Source organism: Anabaena cylindrica UHCC 0172 (assembly GCF_034931625.1).
Taxonomy (GTDB): Bacteria; Cyanobacteriota; Cyanobacteriia; order Cyanobacteriales; family Nostocaceae; genus Anabaena; species Anabaena cylindrica_A.
Genome location: NZ_JAYGGY010000035.1, coordinates 1 through 16,787, shown reverse-complemented (window position 1 = coordinate 16,787; position 16,787 = coordinate 1). Strand labels below are relative to the sequence as shown.

At 39.9% G+C, this 16,787-nt stretch carries 16 protein-coding genes; 9 read left to right on the top strand and 7 right to left on the bottom strand.

Annotated features, from left to right (window positions below):
- The first annotated feature begins 20 nt into the window (after positions 1-20).
- A complete protein-coding gene (locus VB713_RS10825; protein ID WP_323311565.1) occupies positions 21-2,459 on the top strand; it encodes an AMIN domain-containing protein in 2,439 nt (812 codons plus the stop codon).
- Positions 2,460-2,631: 172 nt separating this feature from the next.
- Here the strand turns inward: VB713_RS10825 and VB713_RS10820 are convergent, their stop codons facing one another.
- Positions 2,632-2,745 (bottom strand): element excision factor XisI family protein, encoded by a 114-nt coding sequence (locus tag VB713_RS10820; RefSeq protein WP_323311580.1) that lies wholly within the window; start codon positions 2,743-2,745, stop codon positions 2,632-2,634.
- A gap of 565 nt (positions 2,746-3,310) precedes the next feature.
- On the opposite strand from VB713_RS10820, the gene VB713_RS10815 reads away from it, so the two are divergent.
- The 3 genes from VB713_RS10815 to VB713_RS10805 all read left to right on the top strand — a co-directional run bounded on the left by VB713_RS10815 (position 3,311) and on the right by VB713_RS10805 (position 6,353).
- Complete coding sequence (locus tag VB713_RS10815; RefSeq protein ID WP_323311564.1) at positions 3,311-3,604, top strand: HU family DNA-binding protein; 294 nt, start codon at positions 3,311-3,313, stop codon at positions 3,602-3,604.
- A 26-nt stretch (positions 3,605-3,630) separates the two neighbouring features.
- The gene (gene cobD / locus VB713_RS10810) at positions 3,631-4,731 is read left to right on the top strand and encodes a threonine-phosphate decarboxylase CobD (protein WP_323311563.1); all 1,101 of its coding nucleotides are present in this window, start codon (positions 3,631-3,633) and stop codon (positions 4,729-4,731) included.
- Positions 4,732-4,832: 101 nt separating this feature from the next.
- On the top strand, positions 4,833-6,353 hold the full coding sequence (locus VB713_RS10805; RefSeq protein WP_323311562.1) for an NAD(P)/FAD-dependent oxidoreductase: 1,521 nt from the start codon (positions 4,833-4,835) through the stop codon (positions 6,351-6,353).
- Between the two features lie 335 nt (positions 6,354-6,688).
- Here VB713_RS10805 and VB713_RS10800 read toward each other — a convergent pair whose 3' ends face one another.
- The 4 genes from VB713_RS10800 to VB713_RS10785 form a co-directional block, all read right to left on the bottom strand.
- A complete protein-coding gene (locus VB713_RS10800) occupies positions 6,689-7,285 on the bottom strand; it encodes a GNAT family N-acetyltransferase (protein ID WP_323311561.1) in 597 nt (198 codons plus the stop codon).
- Between the two features lie 61 nt (positions 7,286-7,346).
- The gene (locus VB713_RS10795) at positions 7,347-8,069 is read right to left on the bottom strand and encodes a phosphatidate cytidylyltransferase (protein WP_323311560.1); all 723 of its coding nucleotides are present in this window, start codon (positions 8,067-8,069) and stop codon (positions 7,347-7,349) included.
- Between the two features lie 2 nt (positions 8,070-8,071).
- A complete protein-coding gene (locus tag VB713_RS10790; protein WP_323311559.1) occupies positions 8,072-9,832 on the bottom strand; it encodes a DUF3685 domain-containing protein in 1,761 nt (586 codons plus the stop codon).
- Between the two features lie 166 nt (positions 9,833-9,998).
- Entirely contained in the window at positions 9,999-10,463 is a 465-nt protein-coding gene (locus tag VB713_RS10785) for a Fur family transcriptional regulator (RefSeq protein ID WP_323311558.1), read from the bottom strand.
- Positions 10,464-10,879: 416 nt separating this feature from the next.
- Here VB713_RS10785 and VB713_RS10780 point away from each other — a divergent pair, with 416 nt between their 5' ends.
- Positions 10,880-11,368, top strand: coding sequence for a CRR6 family NdhI maturation factor (locus VB713_RS10780; RefSeq protein ID WP_323311557.1), 489 nt, complete (start codon positions 10,880-10,882; stop codon positions 11,366-11,368).
- A 50-nt stretch (positions 11,369-11,418) separates the two neighbouring features.
- Here VB713_RS10780 and VB713_RS10775 read toward each other — a convergent pair whose 3' ends face one another.
- Positions 11,419-12,387, bottom strand: coding sequence for a glycosyltransferase family 9 protein (locus tag VB713_RS10775; protein WP_323311556.1), 969 nt, complete (start codon positions 12,385-12,387; stop codon positions 11,419-11,421).
- A gap of 124 nt (positions 12,388-12,511) precedes the next feature.
- Between VB713_RS10775 and ispD the strand changes: the two genes are divergently transcribed.
- From ispD to VB713_RS10760, 3 genes are all read left to right on the top strand, one after another.
- Positions 12,512-13,189 (top strand): 2-C-methyl-D-erythritol 4-phosphate cytidylyltransferase, encoded by a 678-nt coding sequence (ispD, locus tag VB713_RS10770; RefSeq protein ID WP_323311555.1) that lies wholly within the window; start codon positions 12,512-12,514, stop codon positions 13,187-13,189.
- A 167-nt stretch (positions 13,190-13,356) separates the two neighbouring features.
- Positions 13,357-13,902, top strand: a complete 546-nt coding sequence (gene scpB / locus VB713_RS10765) for an SMC-Scp complex subunit ScpB (RefSeq protein WP_323311554.1) — start codon at positions 13,357-13,359, stop codon at positions 13,900-13,902.
- Positions 13,903-14,049: 147 nt separating this feature from the next.
- Positions 14,050-14,394, top strand: a complete 345-nt coding sequence (locus VB713_RS10760) for a DUF760 domain-containing protein (protein WP_323311553.1) — start codon at positions 14,050-14,052, stop codon at positions 14,392-14,394.
- A gap of 40 nt (positions 14,395-14,434) precedes the next feature.
- Here VB713_RS10760 and VB713_RS10755 read toward each other — a convergent pair whose 3' ends face one another.
- On the bottom strand, positions 14,435-15,640 hold the full coding sequence (locus tag VB713_RS10755; protein WP_323311552.1) for an HhoA/HhoB/HtrA family serine endopeptidase: 1,206 nt from the start codon (positions 15,638-15,640) through the stop codon (positions 14,435-14,437).
- Positions 15,641-15,842: 202 nt separating this feature from the next.
- Here VB713_RS10755 and VB713_RS10750 point away from each other — a divergent pair, with 202 nt between their 5' ends.
- Positions 15,843-16,724 carry a M23 family metallopeptidase gene (locus tag VB713_RS10750; RefSeq protein ID WP_323311551.1) on the top strand — a complete coding sequence of 294 codons (882 nt, stop codon included), beginning with the start codon at positions 15,843-15,845 and terminating at the stop codon, positions 16,722-16,724.
- The last annotated feature ends 63 nt before the right edge of the window (positions 16,725-16,787 follow it).

The window sequence follows — 16,787 nt, the reverse complement described above, 5'->3', positions numbered from 1 at the left end:
TTTAATGTGAGGAATGAACTGTGAAACAGGTTCATAGTAATGCTTTAATTTCAAGTGTGACTGCTTGTGTAATCTTAGCAGCGCAGCCAGTTTTGGCTCAGACAACTCAAATTACTGAAGTGCAACTAAATCCTGCTGATGGGGGAATTAGTGTTATTTTAAAGACTTCCTCTGGTGATAAGCCCCAGGTTTTTACCACCAAGAGGGATAAAGCCCTAGTCGCAGATATTATTAATACGCAACTGCGTTTACCCCAAGGTAAAAATTTCCGACAAGAAAACCCAGTACCGGGAATCGCATCGGTTGAGGTTAATCAGTTAGATGCTAATAGTGTGCGGGTGACAGTAACTGGTAGTGATAATGCCCCCACGGGTAAGCCTTTAGTCCGACAAAATAACGGTTTAACTCTTGGCTTTACACCTAGCACAGATGCAACTGCATCAGTACCCATAACACCAAATACAGAAACATCAGCAACTCCATCTGAACCTGGTAAAAAGATAGAGGTGCTAGTTCCTAACCCAGAAGTCTCTATTGACGGACAACCTGCAAAAGCAGCCGGTCCTAATCAACCTTATAACCAAGCTCCCCCTTTCTTACCTAGAGCAGTTGCCCCACCAGTTGGAGATATTACTCAATCTAATACTGATACTTCTCCAACCGTGATTGATTTAGGCACTCAAGAACGGGTTCCACGTCTAGTGTTGCGAGATGCACCAGTTAGAGAAGTTTTGTCACTTCTGGCTCGTGCTGCTGGTCTTAACCTAGCTTTTGTAGGTAGCGAAGGAGCAGGAGCGCCATCTGCGGGAGGTCAGCCAGGTGCCACAGCAAGTAGTATTCAGTCTATTTCCCTAGATATAGAAAACGAACCTGTTCAAGATGTCTTTAACTACGTTTTGCGCTTAAGTGGTTTAGAAGCAAACCGCAGTGGCAGAACAGTTTTTGTCGGTACTAAACTGCCTAACTCCACCCGTGATGTTGTGATGCGGAGTCTGCGACTAAATCAGGTAACTGTGGGAGTCGCTTTGAACTTTTTGGTGGGTTTAGGTGCAGAAAGTGCGGTCAGCCGTGAAAGACAAGTTACTAGTGTGAGTGCTATACCTGTAGGGACTGGAGTAGCACCCATTACCCAAACCCAGACAACTACTGAAACCCAAGTTCAGGCTCAACGCATTGATTATAAAGACTCAACGCCTTTATTGAGGGGTTTACAGGCATTAGGAGACGAGCGTACAAATGCTATTACTTTGATTGGTTCTCCTAAGTTAGTTGAAATGGCAACTACTCAATTAACTCAACTTGATATTCGCCGTCGTCAAGTGGTGGTTAATGTCAAGATTATTGATGTTAACCTGTCAGGCGCTCAAGACTACAACACTAGCTTCTCTTTTGGCATTGGCAATAACTATTTTGCTATTGACGGTGGTGCTGCAACTTTCAACTTTGGTGGTTCTAGACCAGCTAGTGGTACTGAAGTGGCAAACAGTGTGACTAGTACACCAGTTATTACAAATCCAATTACAGGCGCTCCCTTTTTTGAACCAAATAGCGCAGTGTCTATTCCAGGAACTACTCCAGGAACTATAGTAGTAGATCAAAATGGCGTTACTACAAGAACTCAAAATGCTGGTTCAGGAATCTTTTATCAACCTGTTGCGCCTACTAGTGGAGGAAACCCTCTACAACCAGGTTTCACCGAAATTACACCAGCTACAGATAATATTGTTACCTTAAATGCAGATGGCACTACAAGTGTAGCACAAGGAACTCTTGGCACAGCTACTGTATCTTTGCCAACTCTTTACCAGTTTCCCAAACGTCTTCTCGCCAGTTTGCAAGCTCAGGTTACAAGTGGCAATGCCAAAATTTTGACTGATCCAACCTTAATTGTTCAAGAAGGTTCAACAGCTAATGTCAAACTTACCCAAGAAGTAGTAGGAAACATCAAAAGCGAAACAACTCGTGGTGATGGTACTTCTATACAAACGATTACAGCCGAGAAAACAGATGTGGGTTTAACCTTGGCTGTGAAAGTGGATCGCATTGACGATAATGGTTTTGTTTCCTTATCAGTGGCTCCCGTTGTCAAAGCACCCCAATCTTCTGCCGTTCTTAATGTTTCAGGTAATAACCAAACAATCTTTTTGGTATCTGAACGATCGCTCAATTCTGGCACAATTCGTCTGCGAGATGGGCAAACGCTAATTCTTTCCGGTATTATTCAAGACCAAGACCGAACAAGTATCAGCAAGGTTCCTATCTTAGGTGATATTCCCCTCATTGGGTCGCTGTTTAGAAGAACAAACAGAAACAATGAACGCAGAGAGGTAATTGTTTTGCTCACACCGCAGGTGATGGATGACTCTGAGCGTTCTAGCTACGGTTATAACTACACTCCTAGCCCACAGGTACGACAAGTCCTGGAACGTCGTGGTTTGCAGGTTCCTGGTAGACAATAAGCTGTGCAGATACCCGGCTTATACAAAAAGCTGGGTATAACAGATAATATTGATGTGTGGCAAATTATGTAAAATCACGCATATCAAGAGAGTGAAATACTAACAATATATCTTCTTTAGGCACGCCTTATTCAAGTAATAGTGTAGTAATTCCCACTTCATTGCCATCATGCTATATCCAAATTTTGCCATTTTTAATATCAATGTGCATACTACATCCATGAGTGCGATTATTCCCACACCAACCAGTATGAAGTAGAAGATAGTGGTCGTCTTGGGTATCTATAACCGCTTGTGCTTAAATTTCTTCTGGCGAAAATCGCTTTTTCGCTCTTTCTAAAATTAAATTCTGAATTATTTTGCGATACTCTTCTATTGCCATTACACAATTCTCTCCCGTTTTGGCTCATAAATGAGTAGGTTAATTTAATTTCTCGCAATTATTGTGAAAGCGATCCTTTGCCATGTAAAATTTGCTGACTCTTAACCTCAAAACATTAAGTACCCTTTTAATTATCAGGAAAAAATAAATTTTATTTCCAGTCCCGAATCCTCAATATTCAGTCTCTACTAAGTATTTATGCCTAAAAATGGTGTGTTTCCAGGGCAACAATGAGGCAAAAAACACAAAAAATCCTCAAATCTATATAAATTAATGCTTTCATGTGTTCACTTCTGGCTACAACGCCTTAGAATGATTCATTGAAAAGTCGAGCCAATCGGATTTACAGCGGTTTTGAGTGTAAATACTCTTAAGGGACGATTTTTGTAATTCTGCAAACAGAGATTTCCATAAAGATGCGACAAATTACATCTTGAAAAAATCTCTAGTAAACTTTAAGGAGTTTGATATGAACAAGGGCGAATTAGTTGATGCAGTGGCTGAAAAGGCAAGTGTTACCAAAAAACAAGCGGATGCTGTTTTAAGCGCCGCTTTGGAAACAATTATTGAGGCTGTTTCCTCCGGTGATAAGGTAACTTTGGTGGGATTTGGTTCTTTTGAATCACGGGAACGCAAGGCTCGTGAAGGTCGTAACCCCAAAACCAATGAGAAAATGGAAATCCCTGCTACCAAGGTTCCTGCTTTCTCTGCTGGGAAGATGTTTAGAGAAAGAGTAGCACCCCCAAAAGAGCCAAAAGAATAGGTTCTGTTTTAGGAAATTTTTTTTTGATGCCACAACAAGCACACGGGGGAAATTTAGCTTGGGCAGCAGCACTAGCTGGCTGTTCCCCTGATGCTATTGTGGATTTTTCAGCCAGTATCAGCCCGTTGGGACCACCAGACAGCGTTCTTGCTGCAATTGTGTCCCAACTTGGTAATTTGAGGCATTATCCAGACCCAGATTATAGTGAATTGAGACTAGCTCTGGGTCATTTCCATCAAGTGCCTTCTGAGTGGATTCTGCCTGGTAACGGTTCTGCGGAATTACTGACGTTAATAGGTAGGGAATTAGCGCAGTTAGCCGCAACGATGTTAATTACTCCAGCATTTGGCGATTATTACCGCACTCTGACGGCTTATAACGCTAAAGTTCTGGAGTTTCCCCTAATCAGTTCTGAGCAACAAGTGCCTTTAGTGGGGCGTTTAGCCCGTGCTGAGTTACCAAAATTACTCAGGACTCAGGACTCAGGACTCACAACTGATTGCGGTTTATTGCTGAATAACCCCCACAACCCGACGGGGAAGCTATTTTCACGGGATTCTATTTTGCCTTATCTGAGAGAGTTTGCTTTGGTAGTGGTGGATGAGGCATTTATGGATTTTCTACCTCCTGATGAGGAACAAAGCCTGATTGGGTTGGTGCAGAAATATGAAAATCTGGTGATATTACGATCGCTCACAAAATTTTATAGTCTACCTGGACTGAGGTTAGGATATGCGATCGCTCATCCCCATCGTTTAGCTAAATGGCAATCATGGCGAGATCCCTGGCCTGTCAACACTTTAGCCGCTGCCGCTGCGATCGCTGCTCTCCAAGATACAGAATTTCAACAACATAGCTGGAAATGGCTCCCACAGGCACGAAATCAATTATTTCAAGGTCTAGCCTCAATACCTGGATTACAACCCCTAGAAGGCGCTGTTAATTACTTACTGGTAGAGTCTCAACAATCTACCTCTGAGTTACAACAAAAATTACTTCAGCAGCACCAGATTTTAATTCGTGATTGTCTTAGTTTTAAAGAATTAGGCGATCGCTATTTCCGCGTATCTATCCGTTCTGAAGCTGATAACCAACGATTACTTTCAGTACTGAGTACTGAGTACTGAGTACTGAGTAATGAGTGCTGAGTGTTGAGTACCGAGTAATGAGTAGTGGAGAGAAATCAATTCAAAAACTCCGAACTCCGAATACCTATTCCCTGTTTCCAATGAAAATTGATTATGATGTCGTAATTATTGGCGGTAGTATTGCCGGATACCAAGCTGCTGTGACTGCAACCCAGTTACAGGCTAAAGTTGCTTTGATACAGCCTCAAATTAATTATGAGTTAAATTACCATTACGCACTTAGCGAACTTGGTAAAATGGTGCAGCATTCCATTGATGCTGAGAATCTTGGTATTCTGCCTTTGCAGGTGAATACAGCAGCAGAAATTTATTTAAACGGTGCGAATAATACAGCATTATTATCAGAAAAACTGCATAGAGGAATGCCTCAAGCGAGTTATATCAAGGCTTGGAAAGAGGCTATATTGTATGCTGATGCGATCGCCGCAAATCTCACACAAATTAATTCTCTCACTAATTTAGCCGCCCAAGGAGTTGATATCATCCTTGGTAATGGTCAATTTCAATCTTCTCCCCAACTAAATTTTGCAGTTAATGAGCGAATATTATACGCTCGTACCTATTTACTCGCTTGCGGATCACATCCAAAAATTCCCAACATTGAAGGATTGCAAACTACTGGTTATCTAACCTTAGCTAATATTTGGCAATCATTAGAAAAACCAAATCCATCAAAAAATTGGGTAATTCTTGGAGGTTTACCCCAAAGCATTGAAATTGCCCAAACTTTAAAACACTTGGGTTGCAGCATTACACTGATAGTAAATCATCCCCATATTTTTTCTGTTCTCGACCCAGAAATAGCCCAATTATTGATAGCAAAATTAGAAAGTGATGGAGTCCGCGTCCTCATCGAAACAGTAGTAACTCAAGTGCGACAAATTGAAGATAAAAAATGGATTCAGGCAGGAGATAAAGCCATTGAAACTGATGAAATTTTAGTCGCAACTGGACAACAGCCAAATTTAGAATCTCTTAATTTAGCAGCAGCAAGGGTGAAATGGAATCAACGCCGTTTAGTTGTCAATCAAAAATTACAAACTACTAACCCGCGCATTTTCGCTTGCGGTGATGTTATCGGTGGTTACGACATTGCCAATCTTGCCAATTATGAAGCTAACATTGCTATTAAAAATGCTCTATTTTTTCCTAAAATCTCAATTAATTATCGTTGTATTCCTTGGATAATATCTTCTCAACCAATGGTGGCACAAATAGGTTTAACACAACTGCAAGCTCAACGCCAATATGGTCGAAATCAGGTTTTAGTTTTCAAGCAATATTTTAAAACGTTAATAGCCGCCCAAATCCGGGGAGAAATTACAGGTATTTGTAAATTAATTGTCCGAGAAAATGGAGAAATTTTAGGTGCTTCTATATTGGGAGAAGAAGCAGGAGAGTTAATTAATTTAATTGCTTTGGCAATGTCACAAAATATCAAAATTAAGCATTTAGCAAATTTAGCTCCTTTTTATCCCAGTTTCTCAGAAATTTTAGTAGAAACAGCAAAGGAATGGGGTAAGCAACGGTTAAATAAAAACCATGCTTTACAAGAATTTTTGCAAAGTTTCTTTCATTTTCGTCGTGATTGGAATTTGTAACGTGTAAATTCAAAATAATTGTAAACAGTGCGAGAAGCAGCAGAAAGTTACTAGAAATTAAATATGCGTTATCCAGAAACTTTGTAGATACGTTATATGGGTAGCAATAGTTGTCGGTTAAGGAAATGTAGGTTGGGATTATCGTCTCTACATTCTTTTTTGGAGATATACTACCAACGGGTGAAATCTGGACTTATGTCATACTGAGCGTAACGTAGTGCAGCGAAGTATCTCGGAGATTCTAGAGCCTACGGCACGCTACGCGAACACTTCGTTCAGAATGACACTTTTAACCCGTTTTTAGTATATCTAATGGCTTTTAGTTAAATAATTTACTATATCAAACCCAAACATTTGCTAGTTCTGCGAAGTTCACTTGGAAGATTTTGCTCTGGGAATAAAGTAAAACCATGACGTATATAAAATCTGAATGATTCAGGAGTAGGAAATACATAAATTGGTCTAACTCCTCTGCGTGCAAGGTTTTGCACTAAACAAGAACCCAACCCAAGGCGGCGATAATCTGGCTTAACATATAAAGAATTCAACAACGAATAACTACCTTTGTTAGACTGTATAGCATAAGCTACTAAACGATTACTATGTTCTATTAGCAAAACTATTGAGCTATCTTGTCTATTAAAAATACTTGCTATTTGTAAAAAGGAAATTATTAATATTGAACCGCTTACTATAAGTGGTATTAATACTAGGGTTATCCAAAAGTCTTGAAAACTAATAGAACAATTTCCGATAATAATACATATAGCAGAAAAAATTAAAAAAATACCTGTTGTCAGAAATAGAGTAAAAATAATTAGAATTTTAAAATCATTAAACCTCAAAAGAATAATTTGATATATTGCAGGAAGGTCAATATTACGGACTTGGCGAATAGTATAATCTGGTGGTAAAGATGAAGCTCTAGTCATTTTTATAGTCTCTACTTGTAATTATGCCAACCTCTGAGCTAATTTCAATACGTCCCATAGTTTACACCTGCATCACACTCCATACAAGCGCCGCTGTTGCTAAAGGCACGCTCAAGTTATCAGTACCACTAGGAGAAATTCCTTCTACTAAGGTGGCACAAGCACCACTAAGAATAGCCGCTAGAATTGCCCTATTTATACTTACCAGAGTTGCTAAAGGGCTAAATAATGAACCAGGGAGTAGCCACAGTACCAAAAATATTACAGTTGTACTTACCAAAAACATTACTGCTGAACCTTCCCAAGAACGGATAGAATTTCCTACTTGGTACTGATGTTTTCCAAAACGCTTACCAATTAATGCTGCTAGTGCATCTCCCCAAGTCATAGACATCGCCCCAGCTACAGCAATGGGAACGTTATCAATCAAGCCATTTGGTCGCCATAGTAAGGCAAATAGCAAGGTAATAGAAATGGCAAAATATACAGTACCTGGTGAACTATCTTCTCTATCCATTGCACTAATGAATCGGTAACGGTACAAAAGATAATTGATACCGATAAAGGTAGCAAAGGGGATAATTCCTATTTGCCAGTTTTTGAATAAAAGTAAAATAGCAAAAACCCACATTCCTCCACCGATATGAATGATTTTGCGGGTGATATCCTGTTTGACACCAAAAAATCTATGTAATCCTTCACCAAAGAGAAGCAGACTAATGGCATAGAGATAGGAAATAAATAATCCTATTAAGTCTTGGGTTGTGATAAATTCATAGTTCATTATTAGAATTTCGAGTTGTTATTTTGTTTTTCACTATTGCGTTTCAGACCTTTTTCTGTTAAAGAAACGCTACCTATACCTTGGAGAATACCACGTCCAATTAAACCTAAACCACGACCAATTACTTTGGTGAGTACGAACACAATACCACTACCTGCAAAGCTTAATAAAGATTGTATTCTAGGTGCGATCGCATCACGAAATTCTAGCAGCAATGTCATTACTAAGGGAACACCAGAAAGTTTTGCTAATTCTTGGTTACGGGGCGCATAAGTTGATATTTTAGCAATGCCACGAGGTGCAAATATAAATAGTTCATAACGACTTTCAAATATTGCTTGTGGCTCATTTACATAATTATTTAATCTGTATTTCCAAGATAAATTGTTTCTAAAACGTTCAATTTCTCGTGTGGAAATCAATTGACGATCATAAAAATTTTGTTTGATCGTTTCTACATCTGCTAAAAAATTTAGTACTGGCTGGACTACGCCATTGGCAATCTGAATTAACAAATTCTCTAAAATTATAGATGCTTGGGAATTTGCTTGTTCACTACCTGCTGTATAAGACGTATTATCAACATACAAATCAGTTTGCCATATTAGATAAGAAAACAACTCTTCCACTAAGGGAATTTTATTCAGAATCTCAGTTTCTACACCTGCTGCATTATTCAATAAAAAATTGACTATCTCTATATTTTTATCGCCTACAGGTATTTGTGAATATTTACCATAAAAATCGGTAACTGCTGATTGCCATAAATTATTTAAGATATTATTCCTTAAATCAGGTAATTGCTTGATTTTTACTTGCGAATTATTTAGCTCATCTAACTGTTGTGATACTTTTTGTAAAATGAGATACAGTAATTCTCTTTTTTTATCTTCCCGAAAAATATCAATTTCTAAAGGTGTATCTGTGAGATTTTGTAAAGAAAACTGAAGTTTATTAATACAAGATGCAAATAATGTAGATTGTAGTGCTTTTGGACTCAGTAAAGATGGTACAAAAGGTTGTATTTGTGGTGATTCTGGTTTGCTAATAGCGCTGCTTAGGAATGAAATTGGTTGTGGTTGTGGTTGAGGTGTTTGTATTGGCTGCCTTTCTTGTGGTGCGGATAATAAGTTATTAATTAGCCAACGCGCAGCTAATAGTTCTCGGCGATGTCCAGCGAGAATAGCTTGATCTAATAGTGGTAGTCCAGGTATTTTCAGTTGTGCTGTGACTGCGGCCAGAGTAGTGTTAATCTGGCTAATTCCTGATAAACGGACATTATTCCGCAGTCTAGCTAAAGGTAAATGAGGTGATGGGGAATCTGTTATTTCTGTTTTTTCTGACCAATAGTAACCACCATTTGCTATTTCTTGGATGATGGGAATTAATTCAGAAATGGATATACCTTTATGACAATTGCCATTTACACCAGTATTATTGGCAGCTAATAGCATTGCTGGTGTAGTAATAGAACTCAGCAGCAAAATAGGTATATGGGGATATAAAGCTTTGAGTTGTCTACAAAATTGCAAACCCATCTGCTGAGATTCGGTAGAAATTCCATTCCCTAATTCTAAAACTATTAAATCTACTTGGCTGAGGTCTGAAGCCGCAACTTCTGCTAAAACCTGCAAGGCTGCGGTATCTGTGGGAACATCTGCGACAATTTGTAGATGAGAAATTGTTTCTAGAGCTACCCTTAATCCTAGACGAAAGATGGGATCTGGGTCAATTAACAATAATTTTAAAGGGCGATCGCTCATAGTTCAGATCAAATACATATAGACTTTATTCCCAGCCATCAGTTGTCAGTAGAAAAAGGCAATAGGCATTAGGTAACAGACAACAAGTAAAAAAACTAAAAACTAGCTTTTCTCTGTATTTGACCCTCTACTCGGTACTCAGTACTCTTTACTCGGTACTCGGTACTCAGCACTCGGTACTCAGTACTGTTCCTTCCGAGTTGCGGTGTCCAAAAAAATTAATCGTGTAGCTAGTAATCTTTACTCCTGTTTGTAGCTCAACTTGGTTGATCAACTCTGTCGGTAGTTCTATATACACATCGAGAATTTGATTTGTATCTATACAGTTGACATGACTGTGGGCATCACTAATATTACCGTATAAACGCCCGTCGCAATGTTCAATACACTCGATAATACCCTGACTGGATAGCGCTTCTAAATTTTGATAAACAGAAGTGTGTCCGATCTCTTTACCTTGTTGGTTCAAGCGATCGTAAATCTCTCTAGCAGAAAGATGTTCATTTGCTTGCCATAATAGCTCTAATATAAAACGGCGCTGACGGCTGACACGCATACCCAGCAATTGACACCGATCTATAGCATCTTCTAAGGAACGAATTGCTCTTGTAGAAATAGCTTGTTTTTGCATATTTCAGTTTTAACTTTCGGGATGGTTTTCCTTTTCAATGACGATTGTTGATTTTTCTCTGCCAGGATATTAAATACAACATTTCTTGCTTTTACCGATGTTGTTGCTGTTAATAGCGTTAGTAAACATAGGTTTGAGCAAGTTTAGCAGTTGATTAACAGTTGTGATGTTAAATCCTAACTCTAAAACAAAGTCATTACAACTTTAGCTTACAAATGCCCTAAATGTCCAGGTGAGGGTAGGTGTATTTTTTGTACTGGTAAATGAAATGACCAATTGGTTACGCATAAAAATTAGTAGATCAAAAAGTGATGAGCCGCAAGTCAAGTCGATAAATAGTAGCGTCAAGTGCTAAAAACTGGTACTGTGGATTCTCGATTCTACTGTTTAAAAACCAAGAAAGCAGCAATCAGTCAATGACAATCACAATCGCTCTCAATAACGACTCCATTAACAATCTGGATTTGTCACCTGCATTAACGGTAATTGAACCACTGCTGCGAGAGGAATCCATTACATCTCACGAACAGCAGTTATGTTTTGAGATTAACTACACACGGGATGCTAATGATCCAAGGGAGCTTTCTGAAGTACCAGAGGTACGGTTGTGGTTTGTGCGTCTTGATGCTAAGTACCCGTGGTTGCCATTTTTACTGGACTGGAAAGCGGGAGAATTTGTCCGTTACACTGCCATGCTAGTACCCCATCAGTTTAGTTCTAAAGAAGGAATACAGTATAATCCCGAAGCCTTAGAAATCTTTTTGATGCACAAGATATTTATTTTGAGTGATTGGCTAAAACAGCAAAGTATCCCCACTCAATTTCGGCTCAAGTCTTTAGCGCAAATTCTAGGTTATGAATTAGAAGATACTTTTTTTGACATGATTGAAAAGAGTAGGTTGTAATAGTCTGAAATTTTCTGTAGGAACAATTTATGAATTGTCCCTACGCTTTATCAACCACCCCAAATTTTTTCTAAAACGATCGCAGGTGGGATATCCGCCGTTTTTCCAGTGGAGGATTTAATCGCTAGAAATTTATCACTTTTTGGTAATAACTTCCCTGGATCTGTAGAACCAAGTAGGATGATAGTATAGGTTTGGACAGCTACACTTAGTTGTAATGGCACACTTTCAATAGAAAGCATTAAACTTGCACCGCCAATTATGGCAGTTAATTTGCCAATATCATCGGGGGAAGTTATTTTGATATCTGGACAAGATTCTTTAAGTGATGCCGTAACGCCCACCTGTGGCGATCGCACAAGTTGCTCATCATTAGCCTCTTTAATCACCATTACTGGTAAATTAGGCTGTTTATTTTGACAATCTTGAATAATTTGCTGCCAACTTGCTACAGGATAACTTGTGTCTGAACCATTGACAGAACCACCAGATATCAGGATGTAACCTGTTTCGTGTACCCCCAAACGTTTTTGTTCTTGTTGCGCCCATTCAATATCTGATTTGGGTACATTTACTGCTAAATCTGGGCAAGGTGTATTAATACCCAAAGGTTGCAATAGGTCATGATACATTGCAGCTACATATTGGGATGTGTTGACAGCTACAGTGTTAGTGAGAAAACCTGCACCTTTGCCTTTGTAGCCAATGCGTGTGGGAATTCCCGTCAACCAAAGTAACAAACCCACAAACCAGCTTTGTTCAACAGTTATGGCAACATCATATTCGCGATCGCGGATCATGCCCACCAAGTTACCCCAATCTGCTAGACTGTTGCGATCTTTGTAATCAAAGGTTAATACCTCGTGAACTGACTTGCTCACTCGGTAGGCAGCCTTTGACTTGGGTTCAACAATGACATCTATCTGAGCGTGAGGATAACTACGCTTCAAGTCATCTAAGGTGGCAAAAAAGAGAATTTGATCGCCAATTCCACCAGGTACAAGGGCTACTACACGCATAATATTTATTGACGCTTACTCGCTCCTTATTTTAGAGGAATATATGTGTCAGGTGATTGGTGATTGGTAATTGGTGATGGGAAAATGATTACCCAGTCCCTAAGTTAAAAAATTGAGGAATGTTGTGTATTTATTAATTCCCGCCGCAGGTAGTGGCAAAAGAATGGGTGCTGATCGGAATAAACTTTTTTTACAGGTACGTTCCCAATCAATTATCGCCTGGACTTTACTGGCCGCAGAAGCTGCAAGTTCTATTAGTTGGATCGGAATTATTTCCCAACCTCATGATTGGGAAGACTTCAAAGCAATTATGGCTGACTTAAAATTAACTAAACCAGTCAAATTAATTGCTGGTGGTTTAACAAGGCAAGAGTCAGTATACAACGGCTTACAGGCATTACCCGCAGATGCCAAACAAGTATTAATTCATGATGGTGCTAGGTGTTTAGCTACACCTGATTTACTGAATGCTTGTGCTGAAGCTATTCGCCATTATCGTGGGTTAATTGCCGCTGTTTCTGTGAAAGACACAATTAAAATTGTAGATGAAAGTGGCATAATTCAAAGTACACCCGACAGACGACAACTATGGGCGGCTCAAACTCCCCAAGGTTTTGAGGTCGAGTTATTGAAACAATGCCATGCAGAAGGTGTGCGTCAAGGATGGGAAGTCACTGATGATGCGGCTTTATTTGAAAAATGCGGTATTGAAGTACATATAGTTCCAGGAGAGGAGACAAATTTGAAAATTACTACTCCCCAAGATTTAGCGATCGCAGAATTTATTCTCAGTAATAGGTGATTGGTAATAGGTGATTGGTAATTGGTAATTGGTAATTGGTAATTGAAAAGATGAAGAAGAGTATTGTTCTGCCTCCTGAACTCCTGACTCCTGAACTCCTGAACTCCTGACTCCTGACTCCTGACTCCTGACTCCTGACTCCTGCCTCCTGACTCCTGTTTCAATAAATGTCCAAAAAAAATATACCTACAGCCATCAAAATAGAAGCAATTCTTTATTTAAAGGGTAAACCATTATCTTTGAGTGAGATTGCCGAGTATGCGGGGTGCGATCGCTCCACAGCCGAAGAAGGCATCATTGAACTCATGGATGATTATGCCCGTCGGGATAGCGCCTTAGAAGTCGTAGAAAACCCAAATGGTTACAGTTTGCAAGTACGGTCAGATTTTCATGATTTAGTCCAAAGGTTGATACCTGTAGAATTAGGTGTAGGAGCTTTGCGGACTTTAGCTGCGATCGCTCTTAACAGTCCCATTTTGCAAACCGAATTAATTGAACTCCGGGGTTCAGGAGTATATCAACACGTCCCCGAACTAGTGGAATTAGGTTTTGTTCGCAAACGCCGAGACAGTGATTCTCGTTCGTATTCATTACAAATCACACCGAAATTTCACCAATATTTTCAAATCGATCAACTCCCCCAAATCTTCCCCACCACAGCAAAAGAACAACAACTAGAACTAGAGTTGGAAGTAACGAGTAACGAGTGCTGAGTATTGAGTGCTGAGTATTGAGTGCTGAGTACCGAGTATTGATTAATTCCCCCTGCCCCCTGCCTCCCATAAATCCCTGCGAAAAATGCGTTAGGCTTGTACTATGGTTTAAAGTAGAATTAGCAACTAAGCTAAAAGAAATTGCCAATGGTGTTTGATCCTGACTTTTTGAATGACAACTCTGAGCAACACCCTAACCAGCTTTTGAACGATCACTTTGGGGAAAACCCGAATCAGTTACTCAAATATTTACAGCATCAATCTCCCGAAGTCTTAGCCCGTGTAGCCCAGTCTGTTAGCCCGGAAATTAAACAAATCATTTCCCAAAATGTCCAAGGACTAGTGGGAATGCTCCCAGCAGAAAGTTTTAATGTCCAAATTACCACAGACAGGGATAACCTAGCGGGGCTGTTAGCATCAGCAATGATGACGGGGTATTTTTTGCGCCAGATGGAACAAAGAATGCAATTGGAGCATTTGTCTAATGAATAATTAATGGTACAGGCGCGTTTGATAACGTCTGTACCATTAATTATTTTTGAGGGGAATTTCCTGACAACACTTTGATGATTTGAGTTTTACCATTGCGGTTGACCTCGATTTTGAGAATGTCACCGACTTTGCTTGAATCAACTATCTTCTGGACTTGGGCTGTAATTTTAACTGGTTTATCGTTGATTTTTTGAATCACGTCTCCAGGAAGCAGTCCTCCCTGTTTTGCTGGTGAATTTTCTAGAACTTTTTTGATTACAATCCCAACATCTGGCTGAATGTTAAGTTTATCTTCCTTGTTTAACTGCTGTTTTTTGGTAGGTGAAAGGTCTACCATTTCAATTCCCAAAAAAGGATGATCTGCTCGTCCTTTGGTAAATAACTCTTTAGCAATACGAGCAGCAGTTTCAATAGGTATAGCAAAACCGAGTCCTTGGGCATCAGCGCGAATAGCCGTATTCACGCCGATTACCTCACCTTGAGCATTTAAGAGAGGCCCACCAGAGTTACCAGGGTTAATGGCTGCATCAGTTTGGATAAAGCTAACGCGTTTATCGGGAACACCAACTTGGGAACTAGTGCGATCTGTAGCGCTGATAATGCCGATAGTGACTGTATTATCTAAGCCTAAGGGATTACCAATAGCGATCGCCCATTGACCAGGAATTAAGTTTTGTGAATTGCCTAACTTAACTATAGGCAACTTATCAGCCGGAATTTTGACCACTGCTACATCTGTCACAGTGTCAACTCCCATCACCTTCCCCTCAAAAGTCCGACCATCTTTAAGGGTAACTATTACAGTATCTGTATCTGCTACTACGTGAGCATTAGTCAATAATTCCCCATTCTCGCTCAAAATAAAACCTGAACCTGTACCACGTTCAATTCTTTCTTGGGGAATTGGTTCTTCATCCTCCCCGAAAAAACGACGAAACAGAGGATTTTTTAAAGCTTCAGAAATCGGATTTGCCACTTTGCGAGTTGCATTAATTCGTACAACCGCAGGGCCTACTTTCTGTACAGCAGTAGCAATAAAATTTACATTATCGCCTCCAGCCGAATTATCTCTACCTTGAATAGGGTAAGGAGTAACAGATTCTGGAGGTAAAGCCACAGTAACATTTCTTAACTCTTGAAAAGAGTGATTGTATCGTAGGAAATATCGACTACCAAAAACACCTGCACCACAGCCAATCAACACTAAACTCAGATAAACGGCCAGTTGCTTCACAGATAACTTCATATTAATTAATTAAGAATAATTAAGCTCACAGAAAGACAGCTACTAATTTTTAAGTGTAGTCAAGCAATTGATAACTGAAAAGATGAAATTATATCATTTTGACTACACAATTGGGGATCACCTCCAGTCAAGCAAAAAAATTACCCCATCTTTATGATTCCCCAACTAAAATCTAGAATTAGCGATCTCTGGACTTGTTGACATGAGTTTTCCCTTTCGTTCGATGTTTCTCTGTAGCTTAGTTAGCACTTTCGGACTAATCTCCACAATGCTACAACCAGAAAGTGCCAATGCAGCCAGTTGTCAAACCCCCGCCCTATCTCGTATCCAACGCCATCAAGTTATTAGCGGCGAGACTGTGGAGAGCATAGCACAGGGCTACAAGCTGATGCCAGCAACAATCATCAACATGAATCCATCAGTAAACAACGGTACAGTCACCGCTGGTACTCAACTTCAGATTCCTCCCTTCAATGGAACTGTCGTAGAAGTACCTCGTGAGCAAACTTGGCGACAAGTCGCCGCCAGCTACAAAGTCCGTCCAGATACATTGTTTGAGATTAATGGTTGTCAACAAAACCCTAGAGTTGTTTTTGTGCCAGTTGTTCCTGGAGTAACAGGATCACCTAATCGTATTATTGCTGCTTCTCCTACACAAACTGCACCATCTGCAACAATAGCCGGCTATCCCTTACCGAATGGAACAACTGTAGCCTTGGCTTATGGTTGGCAAATAGAACCAGCATCAGGTAAAGTTTTTTTTCATAGTGGTGTCGATTTAATAGCACCAGTGGGTACGACCGTGGAAGCGATCGCACCTGGCATAGTAGTATTTGCGAAAGATCAAGGTAGTTATGGCAAGTTAGTAATAATTAACCACATTGGCGGCTATCAGAGCCGTTACGCCCAACTTGAGACAATAAATGTCACTTTGGGTCAAATGATTAAAGCAGGCGAAACACTTGGAACTGTAGGCACTACAGGAACACCAACATCCAGAGAACCCCATCTACATTTTGAAATGCGTTTTAATGGTCTTTTAGGTTGGGAAGCAAAAGATCCAAAACCTTATTTCACAAAATAAATCTTGGAGACTGGGGACTGGGGACTGGGGACTGGGGACTGGGGACTGGGGACTGGGGACTGG